Annotated in this window: 25 protein-coding genes and 1 tRNA gene; 13 read left to right on the plus strand and 13 right to left on the minus strand. The window is 35.0% G+C overall.

The annotated features are described in order from the left end of the window. Positions 1–12 precede the first annotated feature (12 nt). Both BUA03_RS09780 and BUA03_RS09785 read left to right on the plus strand, forming a co-directional pair. Positions 13–762, plus strand: a complete 750-nt coding sequence (locus tag BUA03_RS09780; RefSeq protein ID WP_066081144.1) for an MlaE family ABC transporter permease — start codon at positions 13–15, stop codon at positions 760–762. Next, positions 759–1,520: an ABC transporter ATP-binding protein gene (locus BUA03_RS09785; RefSeq protein WP_066081148.1), complete on the plus strand. Its 762-nt coding sequence runs from the start codon at positions 759–761 to the stop codon at positions 1,518–1,520. Before BUA03_RS09780 ends, BUA03_RS09785 begins: the two co-directional genes overlap by 4 nt. A gap of 4 nt (positions 1,521–1,524) precedes the next feature. On the opposite strand, the gene BUA03_RS09790 is transcribed toward BUA03_RS09785, so the two are convergent. From BUA03_RS09790 to BUA03_RS09800, 3 genes are all read right to left on the minus strand, one after another. Continuing rightward, on the minus strand, positions 1,525–2,127 hold the full coding sequence (locus tag BUA03_RS09790; RefSeq protein WP_066081151.1) for a SprT-like domain-containing protein: 603 nt from the start codon (positions 2,125–2,127) through the stop codon (positions 1,525–1,527). 59 nt (positions 2,128–2,186) lie between these two features. After that, complete coding sequence (locus tag BUA03_RS09795; protein ID WP_066081154.1) at positions 2,187–2,411, minus strand: four helix bundle protein; 225 nt, start codon at positions 2,409–2,411, stop codon at positions 2,187–2,189. A 125-nt stretch (positions 2,412–2,536) separates the two neighbouring features. After that, on the minus strand, positions 2,537–3,214 hold the full coding sequence (locus BUA03_RS09800) for an SDR family NAD(P)-dependent oxidoreductase (RefSeq protein WP_066081157.1): 678 nt from the start codon (positions 3,212–3,214) through the stop codon (positions 2,537–2,539). Between the two features lie 130 nt (positions 3,215–3,344). Here BUA03_RS09800 and BUA03_RS09805 point away from each other — a divergent pair, with 130 nt between their 5' ends. After that, positions 3,345–3,923: a GNAT family acetyltransferase gene (locus tag BUA03_RS09805; protein WP_066081159.1), complete on the plus strand. Its 579-nt coding sequence runs from the start codon at positions 3,345–3,347 to the stop codon at positions 3,921–3,923. On the opposite strand, the gene BUA03_RS09810 is transcribed toward BUA03_RS09805, so the two are convergent. From BUA03_RS09810 to BUA03_RS09835, 6 genes are all read right to left on the minus strand, one after another. Next, positions 3,916–4,887, minus strand: a complete 972-nt coding sequence (locus BUA03_RS09810) for a M20/M25/M40 family metallo-hydrolase (protein ID WP_066081163.1) — start codon at positions 4,885–4,887, stop codon at positions 3,916–3,918. The genes BUA03_RS09805 and BUA03_RS09810 overlap by 8 nt on opposite strands. Positions 4,888–4,939: 52 nt before the next feature. Further along, positions 4,940–5,593 (minus strand): LysE family transporter, encoded by a 654-nt coding sequence (locus BUA03_RS09815; protein ID WP_066081165.1) that lies wholly within the window; start codon positions 5,591–5,593, stop codon positions 4,940–4,942. A 4-nt stretch (positions 5,594–5,597) separates the two neighbouring features. Next, the gene (locus tag BUA03_RS09820) at positions 5,598–6,632 is read right to left on the minus strand and encodes an ATP-grasp domain-containing protein (RefSeq protein ID WP_066081168.1); all 1,035 of its coding nucleotides are present in this window, start codon (positions 6,630–6,632) and stop codon (positions 5,598–5,600) included. 10 nt (positions 6,633–6,642) lie between these two features. Then, complete coding sequence (locus tag BUA03_RS09825) at positions 6,643–7,353, minus strand: NRDE family protein (RefSeq protein ID WP_066081170.1); 711 nt, start codon at positions 7,351–7,353, stop codon at positions 6,643–6,645. Then, on the minus strand, positions 7,341–7,829 hold the full coding sequence (locus tag BUA03_RS09830; RefSeq protein WP_066081173.1) for a hypothetical protein: 489 nt from the start codon (positions 7,827–7,829) through the stop codon (positions 7,341–7,343). Before BUA03_RS09830 ends, BUA03_RS09825 begins: the two co-directional genes overlap by 13 nt. A 480-nt stretch (positions 7,830–8,309) precedes the next feature. Next, on the minus strand, positions 8,310–9,446 hold the full coding sequence (locus BUA03_RS09835) for an acyl-CoA dehydrogenase family protein (RefSeq protein WP_066081176.1): 1,137 nt from the start codon (positions 9,444–9,446) through the stop codon (positions 8,310–8,312). 88 nt (positions 9,447–9,534) lie between these two features. On the opposite strand from BUA03_RS09835, the gene BUA03_RS09840 reads away from it, so the two are divergent. The 7 genes from BUA03_RS09840 to BUA03_RS09870 all read left to right on the plus strand — a co-directional run bounded on the left by BUA03_RS09840 (position 9,535) and on the right by BUA03_RS09870 (position 15,500). Next, positions 9,535–10,605 (plus strand): anhydro-N-acetylmuramic acid kinase, encoded by a 1,071-nt coding sequence (locus BUA03_RS09840; protein WP_066081179.1) that lies wholly within the window; start codon positions 9,535–9,537, stop codon positions 10,603–10,605. A gap of 67 nt (positions 10,606–10,672) precedes the next feature. Continuing rightward, the gene (locus BUA03_RS09845) at positions 10,673–11,899 is read left to right on the plus strand and encodes a Glu/Leu/Phe/Val dehydrogenase dimerization domain-containing protein (protein ID WP_066081182.1); all 1,227 of its coding nucleotides are present in this window, start codon (positions 10,673–10,675) and stop codon (positions 11,897–11,899) included. A gap of 228 nt (positions 11,900–12,127) precedes the next feature. Continuing rightward, entirely contained in the window at positions 12,128–12,832 is a 705-nt protein-coding gene (locus BUA03_RS09850; protein WP_066081185.1) for a MotA/TolQ/ExbB proton channel family protein, read from the plus strand. 2 nt (positions 12,833–12,834) lie between these two features. Further along, positions 12,835–13,227 carry an ExbD/TolR family protein gene (locus BUA03_RS09855; protein WP_066081188.1) on the plus strand — a complete coding sequence of 131 codons (393 nt, stop codon included), beginning with the start codon at positions 12,835–12,837 and terminating at the stop codon, positions 13,225–13,227. 35 nt (positions 13,228–13,262) lie between these two features. Next, positions 13,263–14,060 carry an energy transducer TonB gene (locus BUA03_RS09860; RefSeq protein ID WP_066081191.1) on the plus strand — a complete coding sequence of 266 codons (798 nt, stop codon included), beginning with the start codon at positions 13,263–13,265 and terminating at the stop codon, positions 14,058–14,060. 59 nt (positions 14,061–14,119) lie between these two features. Beyond that, the gene (locus BUA03_RS09865) at positions 14,120–15,340 is read left to right on the plus strand and encodes a bifunctional folylpolyglutamate synthase/dihydrofolate synthase (protein WP_066081193.1); all 1,221 of its coding nucleotides are present in this window, start codon (positions 14,120–14,122) and stop codon (positions 15,338–15,340) included. 85 nt (positions 15,341–15,425) lie between these two features. Further along, a tRNA-Val gene (locus BUA03_RS09870) sits at positions 15,426–15,500 on the plus strand. A gap of 272 nt (positions 15,501–15,772) precedes the next feature. Here the strand turns inward: BUA03_RS09870 and BUA03_RS09875 are convergent. The 4 genes from BUA03_RS09875 to gldJ all read right to left on the minus strand — a co-directional run bounded on the left by BUA03_RS09875 (position 15,773) and on the right by gldJ (position 20,034). After that, positions 15,773–16,528, minus strand: a complete 756-nt coding sequence (locus BUA03_RS09875) for an NUDIX hydrolase (protein WP_066081197.1) — start codon at positions 16,526–16,528, stop codon at positions 15,773–15,775. A 304-nt stretch (positions 16,529–16,832) separates the two neighbouring features. Beyond that, complete coding sequence (locus tag BUA03_RS16690; RefSeq protein ID WP_157492204.1) at positions 16,833–16,970, minus strand: hypothetical protein; 138 nt, start codon at positions 16,968–16,970, stop codon at positions 16,833–16,835. 25 nt (positions 16,971–16,995) lie between these two features. Then, positions 16,996–18,279: a UDP-N-acetylmuramoyl-tripeptide--D-alanyl-D-alanine ligase gene (locus BUA03_RS09880; RefSeq protein WP_066081200.1), complete on the minus strand. Its 1,284-nt coding sequence runs from the start codon at positions 18,277–18,279 to the stop codon at positions 16,996–16,998. A gap of 69 nt (positions 18,280–18,348) precedes the next feature. Continuing rightward, positions 18,349–20,034: a gliding motility lipoprotein GldJ gene (gene gldJ, locus BUA03_RS09885; RefSeq protein WP_066081203.1), complete on the minus strand. Its 1,686-nt coding sequence runs from the start codon at positions 20,032–20,034 to the stop codon at positions 18,349–18,351. 208 nt (positions 20,035–20,242) lie between these two features. Here gldJ and porU point away from each other — a divergent pair, with 208 nt between their 5' ends. The 3 genes from porU (at position 20,243) to cdd (ending at position 25,847) form a co-directional block, all read left to right on the plus strand. Continuing rightward, on the plus strand, positions 20,243–24,073 hold the full coding sequence (porU, locus tag BUA03_RS09890) for a type IX secretion system sortase PorU (protein ID WP_066081206.1): 3,831 nt from the start codon (positions 20,243–20,245) through the stop codon (positions 24,071–24,073). A gap of 38 nt (positions 24,074–24,111) precedes the next feature. Continuing rightward, positions 24,112–25,281 carry a type IX secretion system outer membrane channel protein PorV gene (gene porV, locus BUA03_RS09895; RefSeq protein WP_066081211.1) on the plus strand — a complete coding sequence of 390 codons (1,170 nt, stop codon included), beginning with the start codon at positions 24,112–24,114 and terminating at the stop codon, positions 25,279–25,281. An 83-nt stretch (positions 25,282–25,364) separates the two neighbouring features. Next, on the plus strand, positions 25,365–25,847 hold the full coding sequence (cdd, locus tag BUA03_RS09900; RefSeq protein ID WP_066081214.1) for a cytidine deaminase: 483 nt from the start codon (positions 25,365–25,367) through the stop codon (positions 25,845–25,847). Positions 25,848–25,854 lie beyond the last annotated feature (7 nt).

Here is a 25,854-nt window from a genome sequence, read left to right on the forward strand (position 1 = left end):
TTCGCAAAACTTATGATGCTCATTCGCTATATAACGCAAATAGGAAGATACTTCTTAATGCTGAAAGAAATTTTCAATAAACAAACCAAATGGTCTGTGATGAAAAATCTGATTTTCAAGGAAATTGATGACTTAATTATCGATTCTCTTGGTATTGTTGCTTTCATTTCTTTCTTCGTAGGAGGAGTTGTTGCCATTCAAACAGCATTAAATTTAACGAATCCTTTGATTCCTAAATACCTTATTGGCTTTGCAACCCGACAATCCGTAATATTAGAGTTTGCTCCCACTTTTATTTCCGTTATTATGGCTGGGAAAATGGGTTCCTTTATCACTTCAAGCATAGGAACGATGAGGGTTACGGAACAAATTGATGCCTTAGAAGTAATGGGGGTAAACTCCTTAAATTATCTTGTATTCCCAAAAATAATAGCCTTATTGTTATATCCATTTCTTATTGGAATCGCTATGTTTCTAGGCGTTCTCGGTGGATGGATGGCGGGTGTTTATGGCGGCTTTATCTCAAGCGCTGAATTTATAAATGGAACTCAAATGGACTTTATTCCGTTTCATATTGTTTATGCCTTCATAAAAACATTAATTTTTGCCATGCTATTAGCAACCATACCTTCATTTCACGGCTATTACATGAAAGGTGGCGCACTTGAAGTAGGGAAAGCGAGCACCGTTTCCTTTGTTTGGACATCCGTTTCCATTATACTTTTTAATTACATATTAACACAACTATTACTAGGCTCATGATAGAAATTAAAAATATAGAAAAATCATTTAACGGAAACAAAATTCTTAAAGGCATTTCGACCGTATTTGAAACTGGAAAAACCAATTTAATTATTGGACAAAGTGGCTCTGGAAAAACAGTTTTATTAAAAAGTCTTTTGGGTATTCACACACCTGAATCAGGTCAAATATGTTTTGATGGAAGAATTTACTCCGAATTAGATCCTAATGAAAAGAGAGAGCTTAGAACGGAAATTGGAATGGTATTTCAAGGAAGTGCTCTGTTTGACTCGATGACTGTAGCTGAAAATGTTGGATTCCCATTACGAATGTTTACCAAAGACAACAAAGCTAAAATAAAAGAACGTGTTGATTTTGTGCTAGAAAGAGTAGCATTAACAGACGCACATGGAAAATTACCTTCTCAAATTTCTGGAGGGATGCAAAAACGTGTTGCTATTGCTCGTGCCATCGTAAACAAACCTAAATACTTATTTTGCGACGAACCTAACTCTGGTTTAGATCCCAATACAGCAATTTTGATTGATAATTTGATCAAAGAAATCACGGAAGAGTACAACATCACAACAGTCATAAACACCCATGATATGAACTCTTTGATGGAAATTGGAGAGCGAATCTTATTCCTTAAAGACGGTTTAAAAGCTTGGGAAGGAACTAAAGAAGAAATCTTTAAAACAGATAATCAATCGGTTGTTGATTTTGTTTATTCTTCTAATTTATTCAAAAAAGTAAGAGAAGCGTATTTGAAAGAGTAAAAACCTAGCTTGATTTCAACAACTCCACCTCAGCATTGGGATTGAATAAATACGTTTTTCCAGAACTCATTTCAAGGCATTCAAAACGTTTGGTTCTAACGGCTATTTTCTTGAAAATCTTTCCATTTTGGATTCGGAAAACACTGCCGTAAGGAATTTCAAAAACGTAATTTTTATCATTTTGCTGATCAAATTGCTTCAGTGCCAAAGCCAAATTAGCATCTGTATCGCTGCTGGCTGTTGGATTTTTGAAATGTCTCGCCAGTAAAGGCAATAAATGATTAGGAAAAATCTCCGGACGAATGTATGGAATCATTAACCTTTGGAAAGAATATTTCCATTCATTTCCATGCGGCTTAATGTTTCGCCCAAATTTCTCAAAGGCCACCAAATGCGCAATCTCATGAATCAAGGTGATCAAAAACTTGTATTTATTCAGGTTTGAGTTTACCGTAATTTCATGCTTTCCATTCAGTCCTTTTCGATAATCTCCATGACGCGTCTGGCGCTCGTTGACAATCTTAAGATGCACTTGATTGGCAACAATAAGTTCGAAAACGGGTTTTACCGCATGCTCGGGAATGTATCTGGCTAGTGTTTCGCTCAATATAATTATAAATTATGAGTTATGAGTTATGAATTTTTCTTAGAGGTTAATATAATACTTCAAATAATTTTCAAAACTTCATTGTTCTGTTGGTAAATCGATTCAAATTCAATCTCGGAAATATAATTGGTTTCTTTTAAAAGTTCTAACCAATAAAGAGATTCATCACATTCTTTCTGAGCTATTGACAACTTATGAATAAAGTCCGGTCTACTTTGCGCATTTACAGCTTCACGAACATTTGCTCCCACAGAAGTTATTGAGCGCAAAAACTGTTTACTCATACTATATTCTTTCTTTCAGAAATCAAGTATTTGTACAAATTAACCCCTCTTATTGCTAACTCAAAACTTTCTGTTTTCACACTACTTTCACTCATAATTCATAACTAAAAATTTATAATTATATTTTAAGGATTCGTAGAAGAGACTTGCAATACTTTTCCGTTGAAATATTTATTTCCAGTCACGGTAAAATCATAGATGTAATTTGCCATTTCAGATGCTGATATAGGCGCTTGATAACCTGGAAAAGCTTCAGCTAACATCTCTGTTTGTACAGAGCCTAACGCTAAAACGTTGAAAGCGATTCCGCGATCTTTGTATTCTTCGGCTAATAATTCTGATAAGGTAATCACGGCGCCTTTACTAGAGCTGTATGCTGCTAAGCCCGCAAACTTTAAACTGCCTTGAATCCCTCCCATAGAACTGATTGTAACTACGTGACTTCCTTTTTGCAAGTATGGCAAACAAACACGCGTTAAATTAGCCACTCCAAAAACATTGACTTTGTAGATATTTTCGAAATCTTCCTGAGTCGTTTCTAAAAAAGGTTTCAACAATAAACTTCCTGCGTTATGAATGACGGCATCTACTTGTTTCCAAGACTTAGAAAGAAAACTACTTACTTTATCTAATTCCGATTCATTGGATAAATCAACCGAAAGACAAGTAATATTTTCGTTCCCCAATAACGCCTGAGGAATTTTTCTAGAAATCGCAAGAACTTGATGTCCTGCATTTGCAAATTGCAAGGCCAATTCAAAGCCTATTCCCCTGCTCGTTCCTGTAATGATAATATTTTTCATGAAGCAAAAATAAGCAAAAACAATAAAAAAGTAATGCTTTGCGCCAAGATTGTTACGGCAATGAAATTAAAATTTTATTATAAAATTCATTATTTTTGATTCAGAATCCTAACCATTGAATTATCAGAAAATGACAGAAATTATCACATTCGAAATTGCAAAAATAAGTGACATTGAAGGCGTTCTGGCTTTACAAGATTTATACCTTGTCACTAATTTATCAGAAGAAGAAAAAGCTTTTGGATTTGTTACCACGCCATTTACGGTACAACAACTTACCGAAGTTATCCAAAAACAAGAATTATTTCTTGCTAAAAATTCTAACAAAATCATTGGGTATATTTTTACAGGAAGTTGGGACTTTTTCAAACAATGGCCTATTTTTGATTATATGACTCAACTAATTCCTAAACTGAACTTTTTAGATTTTGACATCACTACTGAAAATAGTTTTCAATATGGCCCCATTTGCATCCATAAGGACTACCGCGGGAAGGGATTAATAACAACTCTTTTTGAGTTAATGCGAATAAATCTGTCGCAAAAATACCCTTTGAGTTTGACCTTCATTAACAAAATTAATATCCCTTCTACAAAAGCACACACTGAAAAGCTAAAATGGACTATTATTGGCGATTTTCAGTTCAACAATAATGACTATTATATTTTGGCTTATGACATGAAGCAATCCGTTTCTTATCCTATTTAAGCATTATTATTTCTTGACTAGGCGTATTTGCCATTTGTGCTACAGCAGGCAATAATTCTTGTATAAAAGAAGTGATGTGGGGAATATCCATCGCTTTAAAATCATCAGAAACATGATGGTAGAATTCAAAATTCTCGAAATCAAAAGTACTAACCGATTGGCAAGGCACTTTGAAAACATCATAGAAAGAGAAGTTATCTGATCTGTAAAAGAGTTGAAATTCGGCTTCCTTTGGAAGAAAACCAATCGTGTTTTTGCCAGTATATTCGTTTATTTTTCCAGCCATATTAGACTTATCAAAACCGGTAATATAAGCTAAATAATCTCTTTTCATTGGGACACCAATCATTTCAATATTGAACTGCGCATAGAGTTTAAAATCCTGTGCTTTCAATTTCTTGGCTAGATGTTTAGAACCTAATAATCCCTTTTCTTCTCCTGCAAAAAACACAAAAAGAATGCTTCGTTTGTTATTTTTGGCATTACTGAAATACTTTGCCATTTCAGCAACTGCGGTTGTTCCTGAGGCATCATCATTGGCACCATTATTAATAAAATCCCCATTCACCCCTTTTTTATCTATTCCAATATGATCATAATGCGCACTTAGAATTATAAATTCATTTTTTAGAACAGCATCAGTACCTTCAACATAACCAACTATATTAAACGCAGTACCCTTGAAAGTTGAAAGTGTATCCCGATACGATTTGAAATAGGGCTTTACCTTATTATCTTTAAAAAATTGCTCTAAATAATCCGCCGCTTTTACCATACCTACTTGTCCAGTTTCCCTTCCTTCCAACTCATCTGAAGCTAAATATTGTAACGTTTTAGCAACATCCTTCTGCTGCACCGTATACGCGAGATGCGATGGAACACTATTTGCGGTATCCTTTACAACTACAGAAGACGGTTTGCAACACAAGAAAAGAAATGGGAGTAACAGAAAAAAATTTTTCATAATTGATAAGGATTAGTATTAATAAAGACAGCTGTGAATTAGCATTAAACTTTTATGATTCCGTTTTATTTTGATAGTACTTTTTATAAACTTTGACCATTTGAACAACGGCCAAAACAACAAAAAACAACGGAATTACAACTGGAATTACATACTTAGAAAAGCTGCTCGTATTTTGGGCTAAAGTGTTTAAGATCAAAACCAAACAGAGCATCCCCATAAATGTACCTACCAAAGTTCCTGCAATGTAATACACTTTGTGCTTATTTGCAATTGAAATATAATTCCCATTCATCAAATAGAGATTCCATCCGGTCCAAAATGGTATTTGAAGAAAATTAATAGCACTTAAAAAAACACCAATTAAAAAAGGAGAATACGTCGCATATTTTTCTACTACGCCTTGTTGTTCTATTGGTTGATTAGCGCTTTCAAAAAAAGAATACCCTAAAATTAAGAGAAAGAAAATAGCAAAAAAATCAATAATCTTCATTAATTTCTGATTACTTACCAATTGCCTTGCAAATAGTAACGTAAGATAAATCACGAACATCTCCACAAAAATGACTCCTACTAAAAACAAAAACAAGCTACTAATCCCAAGTTTGACATATATTTCGAAACCGATAACATTCAAATATCCTAACGGTATCGAACCAATAAAGCTCACTAAAAAACCAACAAAAATGTTCTTTAATGCCTTCATTACTTTAAAAATTTACAATTTTATTGCTTTGTTCCAAGTGCATTTTATATTCTTTCATACCTTCCTTATGCAGTAGATAGGCAACACCCTTTTTATGGTTGGCAACGCTTATTTCATACATATACGTAATATGCCGTGCGAGTTCTTTCCAAGCAAAAAACAAAGAATGCTTTGGGTCGTATATGTGAGTGGGTTCACTCCCAGCGCCATTTAATTCTACGACTGAAAAATTAAGTCCTTGCTCTAATTCTTCGATAGTATGGTACATTACATCCAATCTACCAAAATAGAAACCCGGAATCTGCAAACACATTTCGTTTATGGTTTGTGTTAATTTTGGTGATATCCAATGACTTCCGTCAATGAATTTTGCGCCTCGAGCATGATTCCCATAAGGCACTAAATTCAATTTCTCCCCTTCAGGTAAAATATCGAGTAATTTTCGACCGTATTCCTGCTTTAAAACGGGCAGTTGTAATTCATATCGTGGATTTTCTTTAATCAATTCTTCTACAGTTGAAAAGCCGTTACCAGTAACAATCAAAAATTCCTTTGCTACGATTCCTGTAATTCTACCCGTTTTTTCATGAGGATAGCGCACATAGAAAATTCCAATTTCATTACTGTACGGAATTAAATCCTGGACCACATAATCGAAATTTGCTTTTTGCGAATATCCTTCTAAATCGGCTATCGAATTGATTTTTTTTACTGCAGAACCGCGCAGACCAACATCGGGTTTTGCAATCAAAGGGTATTTTATTTTTGCTTTTGTAATAGCATTTAAAACGTTTTGAAGATCAGTTCCCTCTTTTATTAATTCCGTTTTCGGGAAATACTGTTGTGGAATCAAATCGTAAATTTCTTTCTTGGATTCCATCATAAAACCTCCATTCTTGATGGTTGGATTACAGGCATTGAAGAAAAAAATTGACTTTGCCTTGATGGAATAATAGGACCATAAAAAATAAATAGGAATATATACAATCTGGAAAGGCCAGTATTCCCAATGCAAAATTTTATGAAAAAATAGTTTCAAAATATAGTTATTAAACGGTGATAAATGACGAAGAATACTCCTGTTGGGCAATCAAATCATAGTGAAAGATACTGACCTTATTATTTTCCAGGACGGTTTGCGTGATGCTTAGCGTTTTCAACTCGTCATTCCTATTAATCACAAGGCCGTTTTCATTATTTCCAGACTCCGTATGGCGATGAAAACCATACATTGTTGATACTGAAATCTCCGAATTCTGATCCACAAAAGTATGAAACCAATTCGAGCGTTTTTCTCGAATGGCCGACGGATATAAAGTAGATGATGACCAAATGTGATTTTTTTGAATATCCAAAGGCGTAGTTTCTTTCCCCTTTCCGTTCCATCGCAATTGAAAAAGCATCTTATTTTGAAATAAAACTAAAGTAAAAGGTTCTATGTTTTCTAAATCAATTTCGGTCCAGAAATCCTTTGGAGAATCGTCGCTGATCATATCTAAAACAATCAAACCCCTACTTTTTCGATACGGAAGGTGTACTTTATGCTTTTCATCGGCTCCATTCAACAACACTAGAATCGTTCCGTCTGCTTTAGCAACAAACCAAGTTCCACCTGCTAACGGATCCTTTGGAAAAATAAGATCCTTCCCGTTTATTGTATAGAGTCTAGGCGGAATAGCACTAGGTCGTACTATTTTTTCATCCCGATTTGAAGTAATGATAATTTTATCATTTGTGGTTACAAAACTTACTGTGCACATTGCTTTCTATATTCTATTGTAGAGCGAGCAACACCAAAATCAGGATTAACAGTAACTGTTTCGCATTGCAAAATAGCTACTTTTATCAATGCTTGATGATGAATACAATGTTCTAAATTATAAAGTAACTCCCTGAAATAATTGCTTTCAATCCTAATTTCTTCGCCATCAACAACTTGTAACAGCTCAATATTCTTATTTTTTTTATCCAAATTTTGTTGAATCATCACAATATTTTCGATGGCAAAAGCAGTATCCGTTTGGATGCGACTATTCCGTTCTCTATTATCATAATTAACAACACCACAATCATATCGATTTTCTAAGCACTGGAACATCTCAATAATATGTCTGGTGTGTTCTCCAATGGTTGCATTACTTAATTCCGCGCAAGAATTGGAATATTCTTTTTGGGACAATTGGTTCAGCAAATCAATTAGTTCATTTAAGCTATTATTAATAGAGGGTATTAGCATATTTATATTTTAAATCAACAAATTTAAGCCAATAGTTTTGTCCTTAAGACCAAGGCATTACAACAAAGAAAGGGAATTACTGCCAAAATAAAAAGTACATTCTCATCATTTTAACTTCTATTTAAGCACGTGCAGCGGTACAAAAATCGCACCAATACTAAAACCGTAGTCATTTTAGTTCCTCTCGTCTCCATTTTAAGTACTAAGAGCCAAATCCCAAACATCTAAAAAGCAATACGAGTATTCCTATAAAATTCAATTTTTAAAGTCTAAACGAATACAAAAAGACTACTCGCATGATTTACTTTTAAACTTTAAAGTCGCTTTAAACCGCTCTTTTCAGACAATCGTACCATTGCTTAAGGCAAAGCTATTTTCCAATTTGAGACTAATCCCAATATTTAAAAATTGGCTTAATGAACAAAACCCTTCCCAACCGAAATTGAAAAGGGTTTTTTAATAATTATAATTTGTTTCTTACTATACTAATCCTCTTGAGATTACGATTCGCTGTATTTCAGAAGTTCCTTCGTAAATTTGTGTAATTTTAGAATCCCGCATCATACGTTCCACATGATATTCAGCAACATATCCATTCCCACCATGAATTTGAACTGCTTCATTAGCCACTTCTAAAGCTATTTCTGACGCATATAATTTTGCCATAGCACCAGAATGTGCAATATCTTTACCTTCATCTTTTTCACAAGCTGCTTTCATCACTAATAGTCTTGCAGCAGTTACTTTCACATACATATCGGCAAGTTTAAAAGCAATCGCTTGATGATTAAAAATTTCTTTACCAAATGCTTTTCTTTCATGAGAATATTTTAAAGCAATTTCGTACGCTCCAGTCGCAATTCCTAAAGCTTGAGATGCAATACCTATTCTTCCACCATTTAAAACATTCATTGCAAAGGCAAATCCAAATCCATCATCACCAATTCTATTTTCTTTAGGAACCTTTACGTCAGAAAAAAGTAACGAATGCGTATCACTTCCACGGATTCCCATTTTTCTTTCTTTTGGTCCAATATCAAATCCAGCCCAACCTTTCTCCACTATAAAAGCGTTGATTCCTTTATGCCCTTTTTCAACATCAGTTTGAGCAATAACAATATATGTAGAAGCGGTTGAACCATTTGTGATCCAGTTTTTTGTTCCATTTAACAAATAATGATCTCCTTTGTCTATTGCTGTTGTTTTTTGTGAAGTCGCATCACTTCCTGCCTCAGGCTCTGATAAACAGAAAGCACCGATTACCGCTCCTTTTGCCAAAGGAACTAAATATTTTATTTTTTGTTCTTCATTGCAATATTTCTCTATACCCGCACAAACTAGCGAATTATTTACGGACATAATCACAGCAGCGGAGGCATCAACTTTCGCAATTTCTGTCATTGCCAGAACATAAGAAATACTATCTAAACCCGAACCTCCATATTTAGGATCAACCATCATTCCCATAAACCCTAAATCAGCCATCATTTTCAACTGCTCGGTTGGAAATTTTGAATGTTCATCCCGTTCAATAACGCCTGGTAACAATTCTGCAATTGCAAAATCTTTAGCAGCTTGTTGAATCATTAAATGCTCTTCGGTTAGATTAAAATCCATATTTTTATTATAAATTAAATGTTCTTAAATTTGTGGACAAAAGTAATTATTAAATATCAGATTTCAAACGTTTTCGTAAATTTAGCCAATGTTTAAAGAAAAATATAATGTAGTAGGTGTCATGTCCGGAACTTCGCTAGACGGGATAGATTTGGCACATATTGTCTTTACTGTAGAAAACAATATTTGGGAATTTGAAATACTAGCTTCTGAAACTGTTTCTTACACAAGTGATTGGTTAAACAAATTAAAAATTGCCATATCCTTCTCTGCGGTGGCTCTAGAAATACTGAATCAGGAATACACCTCGCTACTAGCTGTTATTATTGGTGATTTCATCAAAAAAAAGGATATCAAGAATCTTGATGCCGTTTGTTCCCATGGTCATACAATAGTACATCAACCGCAAAACGGAATTACACTTCAAATAGGTAATTTGCCCCAGATTTCATCCTTGATCCACCAAACTGTAGTTTGTGATTTTAGAGTTCAAGATGTGCAACTTGGAGGTCAAGGTGCTCCTTTGGTTCCTATTGGGGATCAAATATTATTTCCTGAATATGATTACTGCATGAATTTAGGTGGTTTTTCGAATGTTTCCTTTGAACAAAATAAAAAAAGAATTGCATTCGATATTTCGCCTGTAAATACTGTTTTGAATTTTTATGCCAATGAATTAGGACTGGATTATGATGATAAAGGCAGTATTTCCAGAACTGGAATATGCAACCAGCATTTATTGAATGAATTAAATGCTTTGAAATTCTATCAAAAAACACCTCCTAAATCGTTGGGCTTTGAATTCGTAAAAGAAACTACCTTACCTGTTATCAACAGCTATTCTATTCCTATTGAAGACAAATTACGCACTTTCACAGAACATGTGGCGTTTCAAATTGCTTTGGCTTTGCCAAATAAAAACGGCAGTATTTTTATAACTGGCGGCGGTGCTTATAATGTTTTTCTCATTCAGCGCATACAATTCTATTTACCGCAAATGAAATTAATAATTCCAACAGCTAAAATTTTAGAATTTAAAGAGGCGTTGATTTTTGCATTGCTCGGCGTTTTAAAATTACGAGGAGAAATCAATGTTCTAAGTAGCGTAACAGGAGCGAAAAAAGATCATACTTCTGGAATTATTTATTCTCCAAAATAAAATTAAAAATACATATTTCACATTATTCTATTTTTTATATTTGCAAAAATTAAACATATCGCAACAAATGAAAGATTTATTAAAGAAATTCGAAAATAAAGAACCTGAGATAGTTTTCCATTGGAAAGATGCGGAAACGGGAGCTGAAGGATGGACAGTTATCAATTCACTACGAGGTGGTGCTGCCGGTGGTGGAACGCGCATGAGAAAAGGATTAGATATGAATGAAGTTTTGTCTTTAGCAAAAACCATGGAAGTAAAATTTTCAGTTTCTGGGCCAGCTATAGGTGGTGCTAAATCTGGAATTAATTTTGACCCAAATGACCCAAGAAAAAAAGGCGTTTTACAACGCTGGTATAAAGCCGTATCTCCATTATTAAAAAGTTATTACGGAACAGGCGGCGATTTAAATGTAGATGAAATTCACGAAGTAATCCCAATGACGGAAGAATGTGGTGTTTGGCATCCGCAAGAAGGGGTGTTTAACGGGCACTTTAAACCAACTGAAGCAGACAAAATAAACAGAATTGGACAATTACGTCAAGGTGTGGTCAAAGTCATAGAAAACCCAAGATTTTCCCCAGATGTTTCCAAGAAATATACTGTGGCTGATATGATTACCGGTTTTGGCGTGGCTGAAGCCGTTCGTAATTATTACGCTATTTATGGCGGTGAAGTAAAAGGAAAAAAAGCTATCGTACAAGGTTTTGGAAATGTAGGTTCAGCTGCCGCATTTTATCTTGCTGAGATGGGCGTTAAAGTGATTGGTATTATCGACAGAGATGGTGGGTTAATCAATGAAGAAGGGTTTTCATTTGAAGAAATAAGAGCCTTATTTATTGCTAAAGACGGAAACAAACTAGTTGCTAAAAACATGATTCCTTTTGATGAAATCAATGAAAAAATATGGACAATTGGAGCCGAAATATTCACTCCATGTGCCGCTTCCAGATTAGTAACTCAATCCCAAATTGATAGTTTGATTGGCAATGGCCTAGAAGTAATTTCCTGCGGTGCAAATGTTCCTTTTGCAGACGCGGCAATCTTTTTTGGTCCAATAATGGAAGATGTAGATCACAAAGTAAGTTTAATTCCAGACTTTATTTCTAATTGTGGTATGGCTCGTGTTTTTGCTTATTTCATGGAAAAGAAAGTACAAATGACGGACGAGGCTATTTTTCAAGACACTTCAGAAACTATTAGAAAAGCAATTGAAAAAGCACATGCCTTAAACAGTTCAAAAACTAACATTAGCGCTACAGCTTTTGAAATAGCTTTAAAGCAACTTGTGTAATTAACAGCGCTGGTCATTATTGAGCAGATGAATTTAAAGACTTATTACGATTTCCCTTAAATCAGTTTGATAAAAATACGTCCCTGTAAATTTATCAAACTGTTTTTTTATATCCGCTCCGGAATTTGAAAGATTGTGCGATCTAAAATCCCGTTTCTTTCCAATTTAAATCCTAAAAAGTAACAATTTTTATAATATATTAGCGTTTCAATAACAAAGAAAAATTATATGAGCATATTGTTACAAGCAGACACCCTATCTGTTGCAAGTGAAAGTTTAGCAGAAGTGGTTCCAGTTGAAAAAACGTTATCTATCATTGAATTATTAACTAGCGGAGGATTAGCGGGTCAAATAATTATGACTGCCTTATTCATTATGTTTTTTGTAGCGCTATATCTTTATTTTGAACGCCTGATGGCGATCAATGCAGCGTCAAAAATCGACGTGAATTTCATGGGACAAATAAGAGAAAACATTAGAAATGGTCGCATTGATAACGCAAAAATCGCTTGTGCTCACTCTAAATCTCCCGTCGCAAGATTGATTGAGAAAGGAATTTCAAGAATTGGAAAGCCTCTAGACGATATCAATACAGCAATTGAAAATGCTGGAAAATTAGAAATATACAAACTTGAAAAAAATGTAAGCATGTTAGCCACTATTTCAGGAGCTGGTCCTATGACTGGTTTTTTAGGAACGGTAGTAGGAATGATTCAAGCATTTCACAAGATGGCAAGTTCTGGCGGACAAATCGAAGTTGGAGCACTATCTGAAGGTATTTATACCGCAATGACAACAACTGTTGTTGGTTTAGTGGTTGGAATTATAGCCTATGTTGGATACAATCATTTGGTGGTGAAAACAGATAAAATTGTTCACCAAATGGAGGCCAATGCAGTTGACTTTTTAGACTTATTAAACGACCCAGCATAATTATGAATTTAAGAGGAAGAAATAAAGTTAGTGCAGAATTCAATATGTCGTCTATGACAGATATTGTATTCCTATTGCTGATATTCTTTATGCTAACATCAACCATGGTAACCACTAATGCCTTAGACTTGGTGCTACCAAAAGCAAAAGGAAAAACGGACAGTAATAAAAACATTGCCGTCAGTATAAATAAAAAACTGGAATTTTTCATCGATAAAGAACCTGTTTTAGAAAATGATTTAGAATCTAAATTACTGTCGCTTTTTACTGCCGATCAAACTAAAGCGATTATTTTGAGAGCTGAAGAAGGGGTGCCGATTGAAAAAGCAGTCAATGTTTTGGATATTGCAAACCGAAACCAAATCAAAGTTGTTTTAGCTGTAAGGCCCAAATAACGAAACTTGTCCTTCAAAAAAAAGAGTTAATCTACATGAAATATTTAGAAACAGAAGAAGAAAAAAAATCATTTGCTATCACAACAATCCTATTTGTGATTCTATTTGTTTTGTTCTTTTATTTAGGATTAACTTCTTTAGATCCACCTCCTGAAAATGGTATTGCAATAAACTTTGGAACAACTGAATATGGCTCTGGAGACGTTCAACCAACAGAACCAATTCAATCTGCTCCAATAGCAACCGCAGCGAAGCAAGCAGCATCTAGCGATGATGATATTCTTTCACAAGATATAGAAGAGGCTGTAGTCATGAAGCAAACTAAAAAAATACAACCTTCAAAAGAAACAGCAAAAGAAGAGGTTAAACCAAAACCGAAAGAAAACCCACAACCTTCAAAAAGCACTTCTGATGCATTGTCAAGTATACTCAACGGACCCAAATCAGATGGAAAAGCTAAAGGCGGACAAGGAGATGACAACGTTGCTGGAGACAAAGGAAGTTTAAATGGCGACCCTTATGCCAACAGTTATTATGGCTCTGGAGGGGGTACTGGAAATGGAAGCGGATGGGGATTAAACGGCCGAAGTATCAGCTCAAGAGGGAAAGAAGTACAGAAATGTAATGAATTCGGCACTGTAGTGGTCCAAATAACAGTAAATAGAAGCGGAAACGTTATTGCTGCCAAATATACCAAAGGGACAACAAATACGAATCCCTGCTTAGTAGAACCAGCATTGGCAACAGCTAGAAAATACAGATGGCAACCGGATGCCAATGCGCCTGCAACACAAATTGGTTTTATTACAGTTAACTTCAAATTAGGGGAATAATTATTTTGGATAAATTTCCAAAGGCTTAAGGAACAAAAAATCAATTCACAATAAACAACATGAATTATAAAGAAACTACGGAATGGATGTTTAACCAACTCCCTATGTATCAACTTCAGGGTGCTTCAGCCTATAAGAAGGATTTAACCAACGCCTATTTACTTATAAATCATCTAGAAAATCCCCAAGAAAAATTAAAATGCATCCATGTTGCAGGGACTAACGGTAAAGGTTCTACCTCTCACATGTTAGCATCTATACTTCAAGAAGCTGGGTACAAAGTTGGATTGTATACCTCTCCACATTTAAAAGATTTCCGAGAGCGCATCAAAATAAACGGAATTGATATTCCAGAAGCCTTCGTTATAGATTTTATTACCAAGCATAAACATTTTTTCGAGGCAAATGACCTGAGCTTCTTCGAAATGACTGTAGGCTTGGCTTTCGATTATTTTGCAAAAGAAAAAGTTGATATTGCCGTAATTGAAGTAGGAATGGGTGGTCGACTGGACGCAACGAACATCATTACTCCTATAGTGTCGGTGATTACAAATATTGGATTGGATCACACTTCATTTTTGGGCAACACCCTTGACGCAATCGCTTTTGAAAAAGCAGGCATTATAAAATCAAATATTCCAGTAATCATTGGAGAATATACCCCGGAAACGCAGCCTGTATTTTTAGCTAAAGCCAAAGAATTCAGTTCAGAACTCTTTTTTGCTGCTGATTTGATATTTGAAAACTATACTTCTGATTTAATTGGAGATTATCAAATACACAATAAAAAAACCGTTTTACAAACCATCGCAATTTTAAATACCCAAACAGACTTTAAAATTACTCCCGACGATACCAAATCTGGTTTATTAAACGTAGTCAAAAATACAGGTCTTCAAGGGAGATGGCAACAATTAAGTCAATTTCCCAAGGTCATTTGTGATACAGCACATAACAAGAATGGGCTAGAAATTGTATTGAATCAAGTAAAAAAAGAACGTTTTGACAGTTTACATATCGTTTTAGGAGTTGTAAATGACAAAGATTTAGAGGAATTTTTACCTTTATTCCCTAAAAAGGCAAATTATTATTTCTGCAAACCCAATATTCCTCGAGGATTAGATCCTCAAATTTTAAAACAAAAAGCAACTCATTTTGACTTAAAAGGTGAAGTATACATTTCTGTTTCAGAAGCTTATCAAAAAGCGATTGAAAACGCAACAAAATCTGATTTTATATATATTGGTGGAAGCACATTTGTGGTAGCAGAAATTTTATAATTTTTTTATTTTCTACTTGCATATCTAGAAAAGTGATGTATATTTGCACACGCAAGAACGGTAACGAAAGAAACCACATTGTTTAGGGCGATTAGCTCAGCTGGTTCAGAGCACCTCGTTTACACCGAGGGGGTCGGGGGTTCGAACCCCTCATCGCCCACAAGACAGACTCCATTAGAAATAATGGAGTTTTTTTATGCTGTTTTTTAAATAGAATTGCTCAAATCGCAACATCAAGAATAAAACGGATCTAGTAATAGCAATAAGAGCCATACAATAACTGCGGTAAATTCCGAGCCCACATAATATTTATTGGAATTCTAATCTCAACGTTTGCTACTTAAGCCTGTCAACTTGAATATCAGAAATAAGGAAAATACCTCAAGCTTCATTATTCCTCACAAACAAATTGAATTGAATTGCTTTTTAAGATTACCAACCTTGCGTTAATCCGTTCTTCACAACTTCTTCATATTTTTCTTTATCAAAACTATATAAGTTAGGCGCTTTGTGGGCTACATTACTTTTCTTTTCGTTCAGTTTTGTTAAAATCCCAATTGCTGTAATTTTACGTAAAAAATTTCTACGGTCCAGCTTTCTGCCCAATATGGTTTCATATAACTTTTGTAATTCGGGGATTGTAAATTTCTCTGGCAGTAGATTATAACCTACCGGCATCAAATTCAACTCCATCCGCAAGGTCTTTAAAGCCGTATTTAAAATTTCTCTGTGGTCTAGAATTAGTTCTGGCACATCATTATGATCAATCCATTCTATAATGTCATTTTTACCCTCCTGCGGTGGAATTGCTTGTAAAAAATCGACCAATGCGTAATACCCAACGGTGACAAAACGGCTTGCAAACCACGTGCCTTCCGCTAAAGGTATCCCGTAGAAATCTAAAATACTATTGCTAAAATCAACATTACACCTACTCGCACTACCAAATGTAGAAAACTGCCTTAGAAAGATCCCTTTCAATCCTGTTCTACCATACAAAACGGTGACTGCAGCCTGATCAATATCTTCAGCAATTGATACAAAACCTCCTGGTAAAGCCCATTGATCACCATACCTAGTTTTTATCAATAGCACTTTAAGCTGATTGTTATGAAATCCAAAAATCACACAATCTATCGACAAACCTGGCTGGTAAAACTCCTTGTTAGCTAAAACATCTTTTAACATCTATTTTATCCTTGTAATTAGTACGCTCTTTAAAAGATGCAATTTAGCTTATTTTTGATAAGAAAATAAAGGAACATCCAATTTTGAAAACTCAGCAAATTTGCTTTCGGTTTATATTAAAAAAATCATTTGGGCAAACTAAAAAATCCCTTCCAAAAGAAACAGCATTTAAACAAAAAAAACAGCTACAGAAAACCAAGGAAAAAAAATGAACTTACAAAACAACTGCCCTTTGAATTCATATTCATAATTATTTGAAGATAACAGTTCTTCATAGCAACACCTTAACTTCAAGAAAGTTAAACTACCAGAATAAACCTACTCCAATTGTGATTTTAATCATTCGAATACCTGCTAAAAATTCTATGACAGCAGAAATGATCATCATTTCATAACGAAACAGTATTAACCTAAAAATGCCATCCTGTTTATGTGATGGCATTAAAATTAATTAATAATCATGTACGTTATAGTAGTTCCAGAGTCCGCTCTAATGCCATTCCTCTTGAGCCCTTTATTAAAATTGTGCTATTAACAAATCCGGCGAGCGGCAAATCATTCGAAAATTTTTCAAATGATTCATAGAAATAAAAATTACTCTGTTGTGTTCTATTTTCATAAAAAGCCGAACCAATAAAATAGCATTTCACTTTTTTTTCATTTTCCAATAGCATCACAATCCCTTTATGTTCTTGTGCACTTTCCTGTCCCAACTCAAACATATCGCCTAAAACCATAATTTTATTTGGATTTTCTAATTGCAAAAAGTTCTCTATTGCGACCGTCATGCTACTTGGGTTTGCATTATAAGCATCAAGAATAATTTGATTCGTCCCTTTTGAGACTAATTGAGATCTATTATTTTCAGGAATGTAACCCTCCAAGGCCTCCTTAATATCGCTGTCAGGAACTCCAAAATAGTTGCCAATAGCCAAAGCTGCATTGATGTTATTTGCATTGTACAAACCTATTAAATGAGATTTTATTACTAGATCAGAATAACTAATTTCAACAAAAGGACTGGCTTTTACATTTGTTATATTTACAGCTGCCTCTACTTTATTAATCCCAAACGTATACGTGTTTAAACTTTTTGACTTTTCAACTTGAATAGCGTCTTCCAAGTTTATAAAAACAGTCTTGTCTCTACTTGAAAGATAATGATACATTTCACTTTTTCCTTGAATAACGCCTTCCACACCTCCAAATCCCTCTAAATGCGCTTTGCCAAAATTAGTAATATAACCATAATCGGGCTTTGCTAATTCGCATAGAAATTCAATTTCTTTTTTGTGATTTGCGCCCATTTCGACAATCCCTATTTCCGTTTCTGAAGTAAACGAAAGCAATGTCAAAGGAACTCCAATGTGATTATTTAGATTTCCTTCAGTTGCTTTTGCTTTCATCTTTTTTGAAAGAACAACAAGAATGAGTTCTTTGGTGGTTGTTTTTCCATTGCTTCCTGTAAGCGCAATTATAGGTAGTTTTAGATACTCCCGATGAAATTTTGCTAATTCCTGCAGCGCAACTAAACAGTCTTCCACTAAGATGGTCCTCTGATCGATAAAATAAGACTCGTCATCAATTACTACATAAGATGCTCCTTTTTCCAATGCTGACTCGGCAAATGTATTAGCATCAAAGCGATCCCCTTTTATGGCAATAAACAAGGAATTTGGCTTAATATTTCGTGTATCTATTGAAACTGAGTTGCATTTTAAAAACAAACTATGAATGTACTTAATATCCATTTGAAACGATTTAAAAAAAGAAAAGCCCTAATCAAAGGGCTTTTCTTTTTATTTTATTTAATTATAAATTTAATTTCTTGCTGATCTCTTCTTATCTGCTTTTGGCCCTACTCTAGACATTGCGCATCTAAAACCAATGTAGTCTGTTGCCATATCTTGTGGAAAATACCTTCTTTGTGCGGGATCTAACCAGTAGGCTCTATCTCTCCAAGATCCACCTTTATAAACTCTGGATTCATCATTGATTAAGGTCGTTCTTGTACTAGATTTGTCATATTTTCTAACCATTTTTCCTAAACTGTCCGTTGTAACATTATGTCTAGGAGAGTTGTACATCACTTTATCTGATTTTGATTTTTCGTCATCAGACTCTGAATTGCCAAAATTATAATAGCGGGTTGATTGTTTATCCCCATCTCTATAGTTAGTATTATCGCTTTTGTCAAAGTTCTGTCTCAAATAAGTTTCTTGTTCGTCAACTGGTACTTGAGCAATCTGACCTGGAAAGTTTCTGGCTATTATTCTACCATTACTTAAGGTATCATACTTCATATTGTCTTTGGTAACAATCTCCACTTTACCGTCAGCACCAATTTTATTCTTAGTATATTGATTTCCTCTAAAGTAGTTAAAATCATTTGCTTCGTTATCAATAATAGGTCTATATACATCTTGTACCCACTCCGCTACATTTCCGGCCATATCATATAGTCCAAAATCATTAGCAGGATATTTTTTTACTTCATTTGTGATGTCAGCTCCATCATCAGACCAACCTGCAATCCCTCCATAATCTCCATTTCCTTGCTTGAAGTTGGCTAATTGATCGCCTTTACTTTGTCGCTTTCCTGAGCGAGTGTACCCACCTGACCAAGGATATTTTTTCTGACCTTTATAAATATTGTATTCTCTTTGACCTACATCTGCAGCAGCTGCATACTCCCATTCCGCCTCAGTAGGCAAACGGTATTCCGGCAAAAGTATTCCTGAAGAACGTTGAGCATAAACATTTTTTGGTTCAACCACTGCTCCATTTTTCCCTGCTTTGGGTGTTTTTCTTGCTCCCTTTCCTCCTTTTAAAACAATTTCTTCATTTCCTCCATAAGCTGAAGTAGGGGAATTTAAATACGTTTCTGTATCAAAATTACTTTCCGCTGTCACATCTAGCGTTTTTGCATTCTTTTTAAGATATCCACTTTTTTCGAGAAGAGCTTCGTTTACACGTTGCGTTCTCCAATTACTGAATTCAGTTGCTTGAATCCAATTTACTCCAACAACGGGATAATCGGCATAAGAAGGATGTCTTAAATAATTATTAGTCATCGTTTCATTATAACCCAATCTATTTCTCCAAACCAAAGTATCTGGCGAAGCTCCTTCGTATATGTTTTTGTATATTTCTTCCGTTGGCGGATACACATTTTTTAACCAATCTAAGTAGTCCAAATACATGGAATTTGTCACTTCAGTTTCATCCATATAAAAGGACTGCACGTGCTGTTGTGTTGGTGAATTATTCCAATCGTGCATCACATCATCCTGCACTTTACCCATCGTAAAGGTACCGCCTTCAACAAAGACCAAACCAGGCCCTGCCTCTTGTTTTTTCTTACTAGAACCTTTTCTACTATCCATATTCCAACCCGTAGCTCTCGAAGTGTTCTTTGAATTGGATTTTTTACTGCAACTGGAGAAACCAACAATCAAAACGATTGATAGCAACAACTGTAAGCCCATAATTCTGTTTGCTTTCATACTCTTTAGTAGGTAATAATTTTAGTGACGCAATATAATAATTAACAATTAACAAGCATCTAACTTTTTTAATAAATCTGGAAATCTAAGTTTTACGTTAAATTATCTAGTATAACGCAAATTTATAATATTTATTATTTACAATAACATGAAATGATTTATTTTTACTAATTAATAATAACCCGCTATTAATCCCGTTAAAAAAGCAATGAGAAAAATACTTTTGGCCATAATAGTCTTGCTTCCGTTTGTTTCTTTTGCTCAAATTAAAGGTGCCATTACCATCGAATGGCTAGAAAAAAAAGAAATGTCCTATGGGGATTCTAAAGTTGTTATTCCTCATTTTACGGGCAATAGCTTTCATTACGATGCTTCCAATAAAACTTTACTTTTTACTCTAAAAATAAAAGATCCCGTCTCTTTTGAAGAAGTAAAAGTACAAATCACTACTATAAATTACGAATCAATTTCAGTGGATCAGCTTGGCGACTTAGCCTCTGAAAACATTCCCATAACAACCAACGCATCACTAGTTGTCTCGAATTCAAGAGATTTCAAAGAAGCATTTATTAATATTTCGCCCATCATAAAGGATGATTTTGGATTCAAGCGAATCAAATCCTTTTCTTATGAAATAGAAAACAACAATGCTAAAACAACGCAATCCACAAAAAGAGTGAACACAATTTCTAATGCTGTTTTAGCAAGTGGCAACTGGTTTCAATTTTATGTAGAAAAATCGGGCGTATATAAGCTATCTAAAAACTTTCTACAGCAACTGGGACTTGATATTACTGCAATTAACCCTCGAAAAATAAAAATTTACGGTAATGGCGGCCGCATGCTACCGCTGTCAAACAGTATTTATTATCCTAATGATTTAATAGAAAATGCAATTCAGATTAACGGCGAAAGTGACGGCGTTTTTAACAACGAGGATTATATCCTTTTTTATGCCGAAGGAGTAGACACTTGGAATCAGGAAAGTAGAACGCACCTTAATTTATATGATAACAAATCCTATTACTATATTACCGTCCATGGCGCTGACGGAAAGAGAATTTCTCCTATGGAGCAACCTACAGGAAGTAGCACGATGAATTTAACGTCTTTTGATGATCATCAATACCACGAACAAGATCTTGTGAACATTGCCCGTTTGGGTCGACAATGGTTTGGCGAGTCATTTGACGTAAAAAATGAACAGGAATTTGACTTTATTTTTCCAAATATTGACTCCTCCGTTCCTGTAAAAATAATGCTAACAGCAGCCTCTGCAGCTTTTACACCCACCTCCTTTAGCGTAACTGCAAACGGCAATGCAGCGGGTACCATTTCCTTTCCTGCACTTAGCAGCAATTCTGGAACCGAATTTATCTTAGGTTCGCTTCCCAGTAACTCCAATTTTAATGGCGCAGAAAACACAAAAATAAAATTAAAATACAACAATAACGGCATACCCGGCTCCAAAGGCTTCCTAGATAACATTAGGCTGATCGCCAAAAGAAATCTTCAAGGCTACGGAAAACAATTTCATTTTCAGTACGATCAGTCCGGCTCCAATTTAGGCATTGTAAATTATGAACTTTCAAATGCCACTGGAATTAATCAGATTTGGGACGTTACTGATCCTTACACCGTTTCCAAAATCGAAAACACAAATCAGCCTACATTCAGTTTCAAAGCCAATTTAGGCGAACTACGAAAGTACATAGCAGTAGATGCCACCGATTATTACACTCCTTTAAGAGATAGTAAATCAAAAGTTGCCAATCAAAATCTAAAAGGAACTTTATTTAAAAATAGTCAAGGTCAATTTCAGGATATAGATTACGTCATTATTTCGCCCTCTTCTTTAATTTCACAAGCAGAGAAATTAGCTAATTTCCATCGCAACTATTCTAATTTAAATGTCAAAGTAATTCCTTTAGAATTAATATATCAAGAATTTTCTTCGGGAAAACAGGATATTGCTGCGATAAGAAACTGTATAAAATACATTTATGAAAATGCTTCAACGAGCACTAAAAGAGTAAAATATATTAATCTTTTTGGTGATGCATCTTATGATTTCAAAAATAGGATCGTAAACAATACGAATGTCGTGCCTATTTATCATTCTTTAAATAGTAGCACAACAGGAGAATCCTCTTTTGCCTCGGATGATTTTTTTGGATTAATGGATCCCTCCGAAGGAAATATTGTCTCCTTCTTTGGAGGAATCGACATTGCAGTGGGCAGAATGTTGGTAAATGACACAAAACAGGCTGATGAGATGGTGAATAAAGTAGTTGAATACCATGATGTAAAATCGTACGGAAGCTGGAGAAACAACTTTGTTTTGGTTTCTGATGACTCCGATATACCGTCAGATGCCAGTTTACAAAACAGACAAAATGGGCTTGCAAATACGATTTCTTTGGAAAAGCCATTTTTGAATGTAACTAAAATTTTATTAGATTCCTATGCGCAAGAAGCCTCTGCTGGTGGTTCCAGATATCCAAAAGCAAGAACTGATTTTTTTAATGCTTTCGAAAAAGGAGCTTTGGTGTTCAATTACTTAGGCCATGGTGGTGAAGATGGTTTGTCAGCAGAACGCATTTGGGAAAAATCAGACGGGCAGAACTTAAGTAATCAATACAAATATCCATTGTTCATAACGATTACTTGTGAATTTTCTCGTTTTGACAATCCGTTTAGACCAACGGCTGGAGAATACACGTACTGGAACCCAAAAGGAGGAGCAATTGCAATGATTACTACCATACGCTCTATTGGTCAATTTAGTGCCGAAAACTTTAATGATGGACTAACCAAAAACCTATTATCCTATGGATCAAATCAGTACCAATCTATAGCAGAAGCATTGCGGATCTCTAAAAATAGTAACCCAAATTCAGCTACCAATGTTGTTTTTTATATTGGCGATCCTGCCATCATGCTGGCGGTGGCCAGACCAAAAATCAGGTTGACAAAAGTGAATGACATTCCGGTAACTCAAAGTATCGACGACTTCAAGTCATTATCAAAAATAAAACTAACAGGAGAAGTTACCGATGAAAACAACAATCCGTTGACCACATATAATGGTGAAGTCGCTACCACTATTTTTGACAAGGCGGTCAGCAGAACAACCTATAACAATGACGGAAATAGCCCTCCAATTAACTTTACTGTATTAGGAGAAACAATATTTAGGGGAAATGCAACGGTTACTAATGGTCAATTTGAATTTAGTTTTGTCGTGCCTCGAGACATCAGAGTCCCACTAGCCAATGGAAGGATTAGCTTTTATTCCAAAAAAAACCAGCTTCTACAAAACGAAACTGGGTACGATTCCACTATCAAAATAGGTGGGATAAACCAAAATGCTATTGCAGACAATATTAGCCCAAGAGTGAGGTTATATATGAATGATGAAACATTTGTTTCTGGAGGCACAACAAACGAATCTCCTTTTCTTGTTGCGAATCTTGAAGACGAAAATGGGATAAATACAGCAAGTGGAATAGGACATGACATTGTTGCCGTATTAGATGGAGATGTCAGCAATGCTTTTGTTTTAAACGATTATTATCAAACTACACTAGACGATTTTACTAGTGGAACACTTCGGTTTCCATTACGGAATTTAGCTCCAGGATTACACACCATTACATTCAAAGCCTGGGATGTATACAACAACCCAATCACCGCTGAGATTCAATTTATTGTAGTAGGCGATGAAACAATAACATTGACGCATGTATTAAATTATCCGAACCCATTTATCAGTTACACAGAGTTTTGGTTTACACACAATAGACCTTATGAACCATTAGAAGTTCAGGTCCAAGTAATGACAATAACAGGGAAAATAGTTTGGACAAAAAATCAAATTATTACAACAGAAGGTTTTTTATCAAAAGAAGTAACTTGGGACGGTAAAGATGATTTTGGCGACCGATTAGGAAAAGGGGTTTACGTATACAAGCTAACCGTAAAATCAACCTTGACCAATATGAAAAGTGAAAAATTTGAAAAACTTGTAATACTTTAATAATATACTATATTTGTTTAATAAATAGTACCACTAGAATGAAAAAAACCGTATTCCTTTTAATTTGTCTCTTACTTGTATCCTTTGCAAAAGCACAGGAACGCGTTATAGTACCCGGCGTTCAATTTTTACTTGTAGCTGCTGATGCAAGAGCAGCGGGTATGGGTGACATAGGAGTTGCGACCTCTGCCGATGCTTTTTCGCAGCAATGGAACCCAGCTAAATATGCGTTTTCAACAGACGCACAAGGATTTTCGCTCAGTTATACACCGTATCTCACTGATTTAGTAAATGATATTTCATTAGGACAGTTGACCTACTATCAAAAATTGAATGAACGTAGCGCATTTGCTGGAAGCATTCGCTATTTTGGTCTAGGAGACATTGAACTAAGACAAACCGGAGAACAAAACGAAGATTTCCCCATAGTCTCTCCAAACGAATTTGCAATTGATGGATCTTATTCCTTAAAACTAAGTGAAAAATTCTCAATGGCTATTGCTGGACGATTTATTAATTCGAATTTAAAAGTAGCTTCAGACAGTAATGATGCCTCCTCCGCTAGTTCTTTTGCAGTTGATGTTGCTGGTTTTTATCAATCTGAAGAAATAGCTTACAGTGAATTCAACGGAAGATGGAGGGCTGGTTTTAATATTCAAAATTTAGGTCCAAAAATCAGTTATGACAATGATGAATTCAACAACAACTTCTTGCCTGCTAATTTAAAAATCGGAACTGGTTTTGATTTTATATTAGACGAGTATAATAAAGTTGCAGTAAATGTTGAACTAAATAAGTTACTTGTTCCAACACCTCAGAATCCTGATTTAAATGGAGACGGCACGGTAACACCTGAAGAAAGAAATCAAAATAATGATAATTACCGATCGATAGGATGGACCTCTGGCGTTTTTAAATCTTTTGGAGATGCTCCTGATGGTCTTAGTGAAGAAATCAAAGAATTTACTTATGCGCTTGGCGCGGAATATTTATACCAAGATTCTTTTGCGATGCGTTTGGGTTACTTTCACGAAAGTCCGTTAAAAGGTGCTAGACAATTTTTCTCTCTTGGAGCAGGTTTCAAATACAATGTCGTTAAGGTGGATGTCTCCTATTTATTTTCATCATCAAAAGTTAAAAACCCACTAGAGAACACACTTCGTTTTTCACTCACCTTCAATTTTGGGGATAAATACGACGAATATTAAACTAAAATAAAACAATAATTAACAATCCAAATTTCAACTCAAAACATCGAGATGAAATTTGGATTTTTTTTCCCTAAAAAAGCATGAAAGAAATAACAATTACAACACAATTTAAAGTATTTGATTCAACTACTGATTTACCATTTGATGTTCAGAACTTAATGGACCAAGCAGCGGCAGTAAGAAAAACTGCTTATGCACCTTACTCAAAATTCAGAGTTGGAGTCGCCCTAATTTTAGATAATGGCCAGGTCATTTTGGGTTCAAATCAAGAAAACGCAGCTTATCCCTCTGGACTTTGTGCAGAACGCGTCGCTATATTTTACGCAGGAGCAAAATATCCTGAAGCTAAAGTTTTAAAAATGGCCATTACCGCTGCATCGGACACAAACGAAACTACAACACCAATTCCACCTTGCGGATCCTGTAGACAAGCAATAGCAGAATACGAAATCAAGCAGGATACACCAATAGAAATCTATTTCATGGGAGAAATTGGCACAATTTACAAATCTGAATCCCTAAAAAATTTACTCCCATTTATGTTCGTTAAAAAGTTCTTGTAAAAACTCT

The sequence above is a fragment of the Flavobacterium fryxellicola genome, assembly GCF_900143245.1.
Lineage (GTDB): Bacteria > Bacteroidota > Bacteroidia > Flavobacteriales > Flavobacteriaceae > Flavobacterium > Flavobacterium fryxellicola.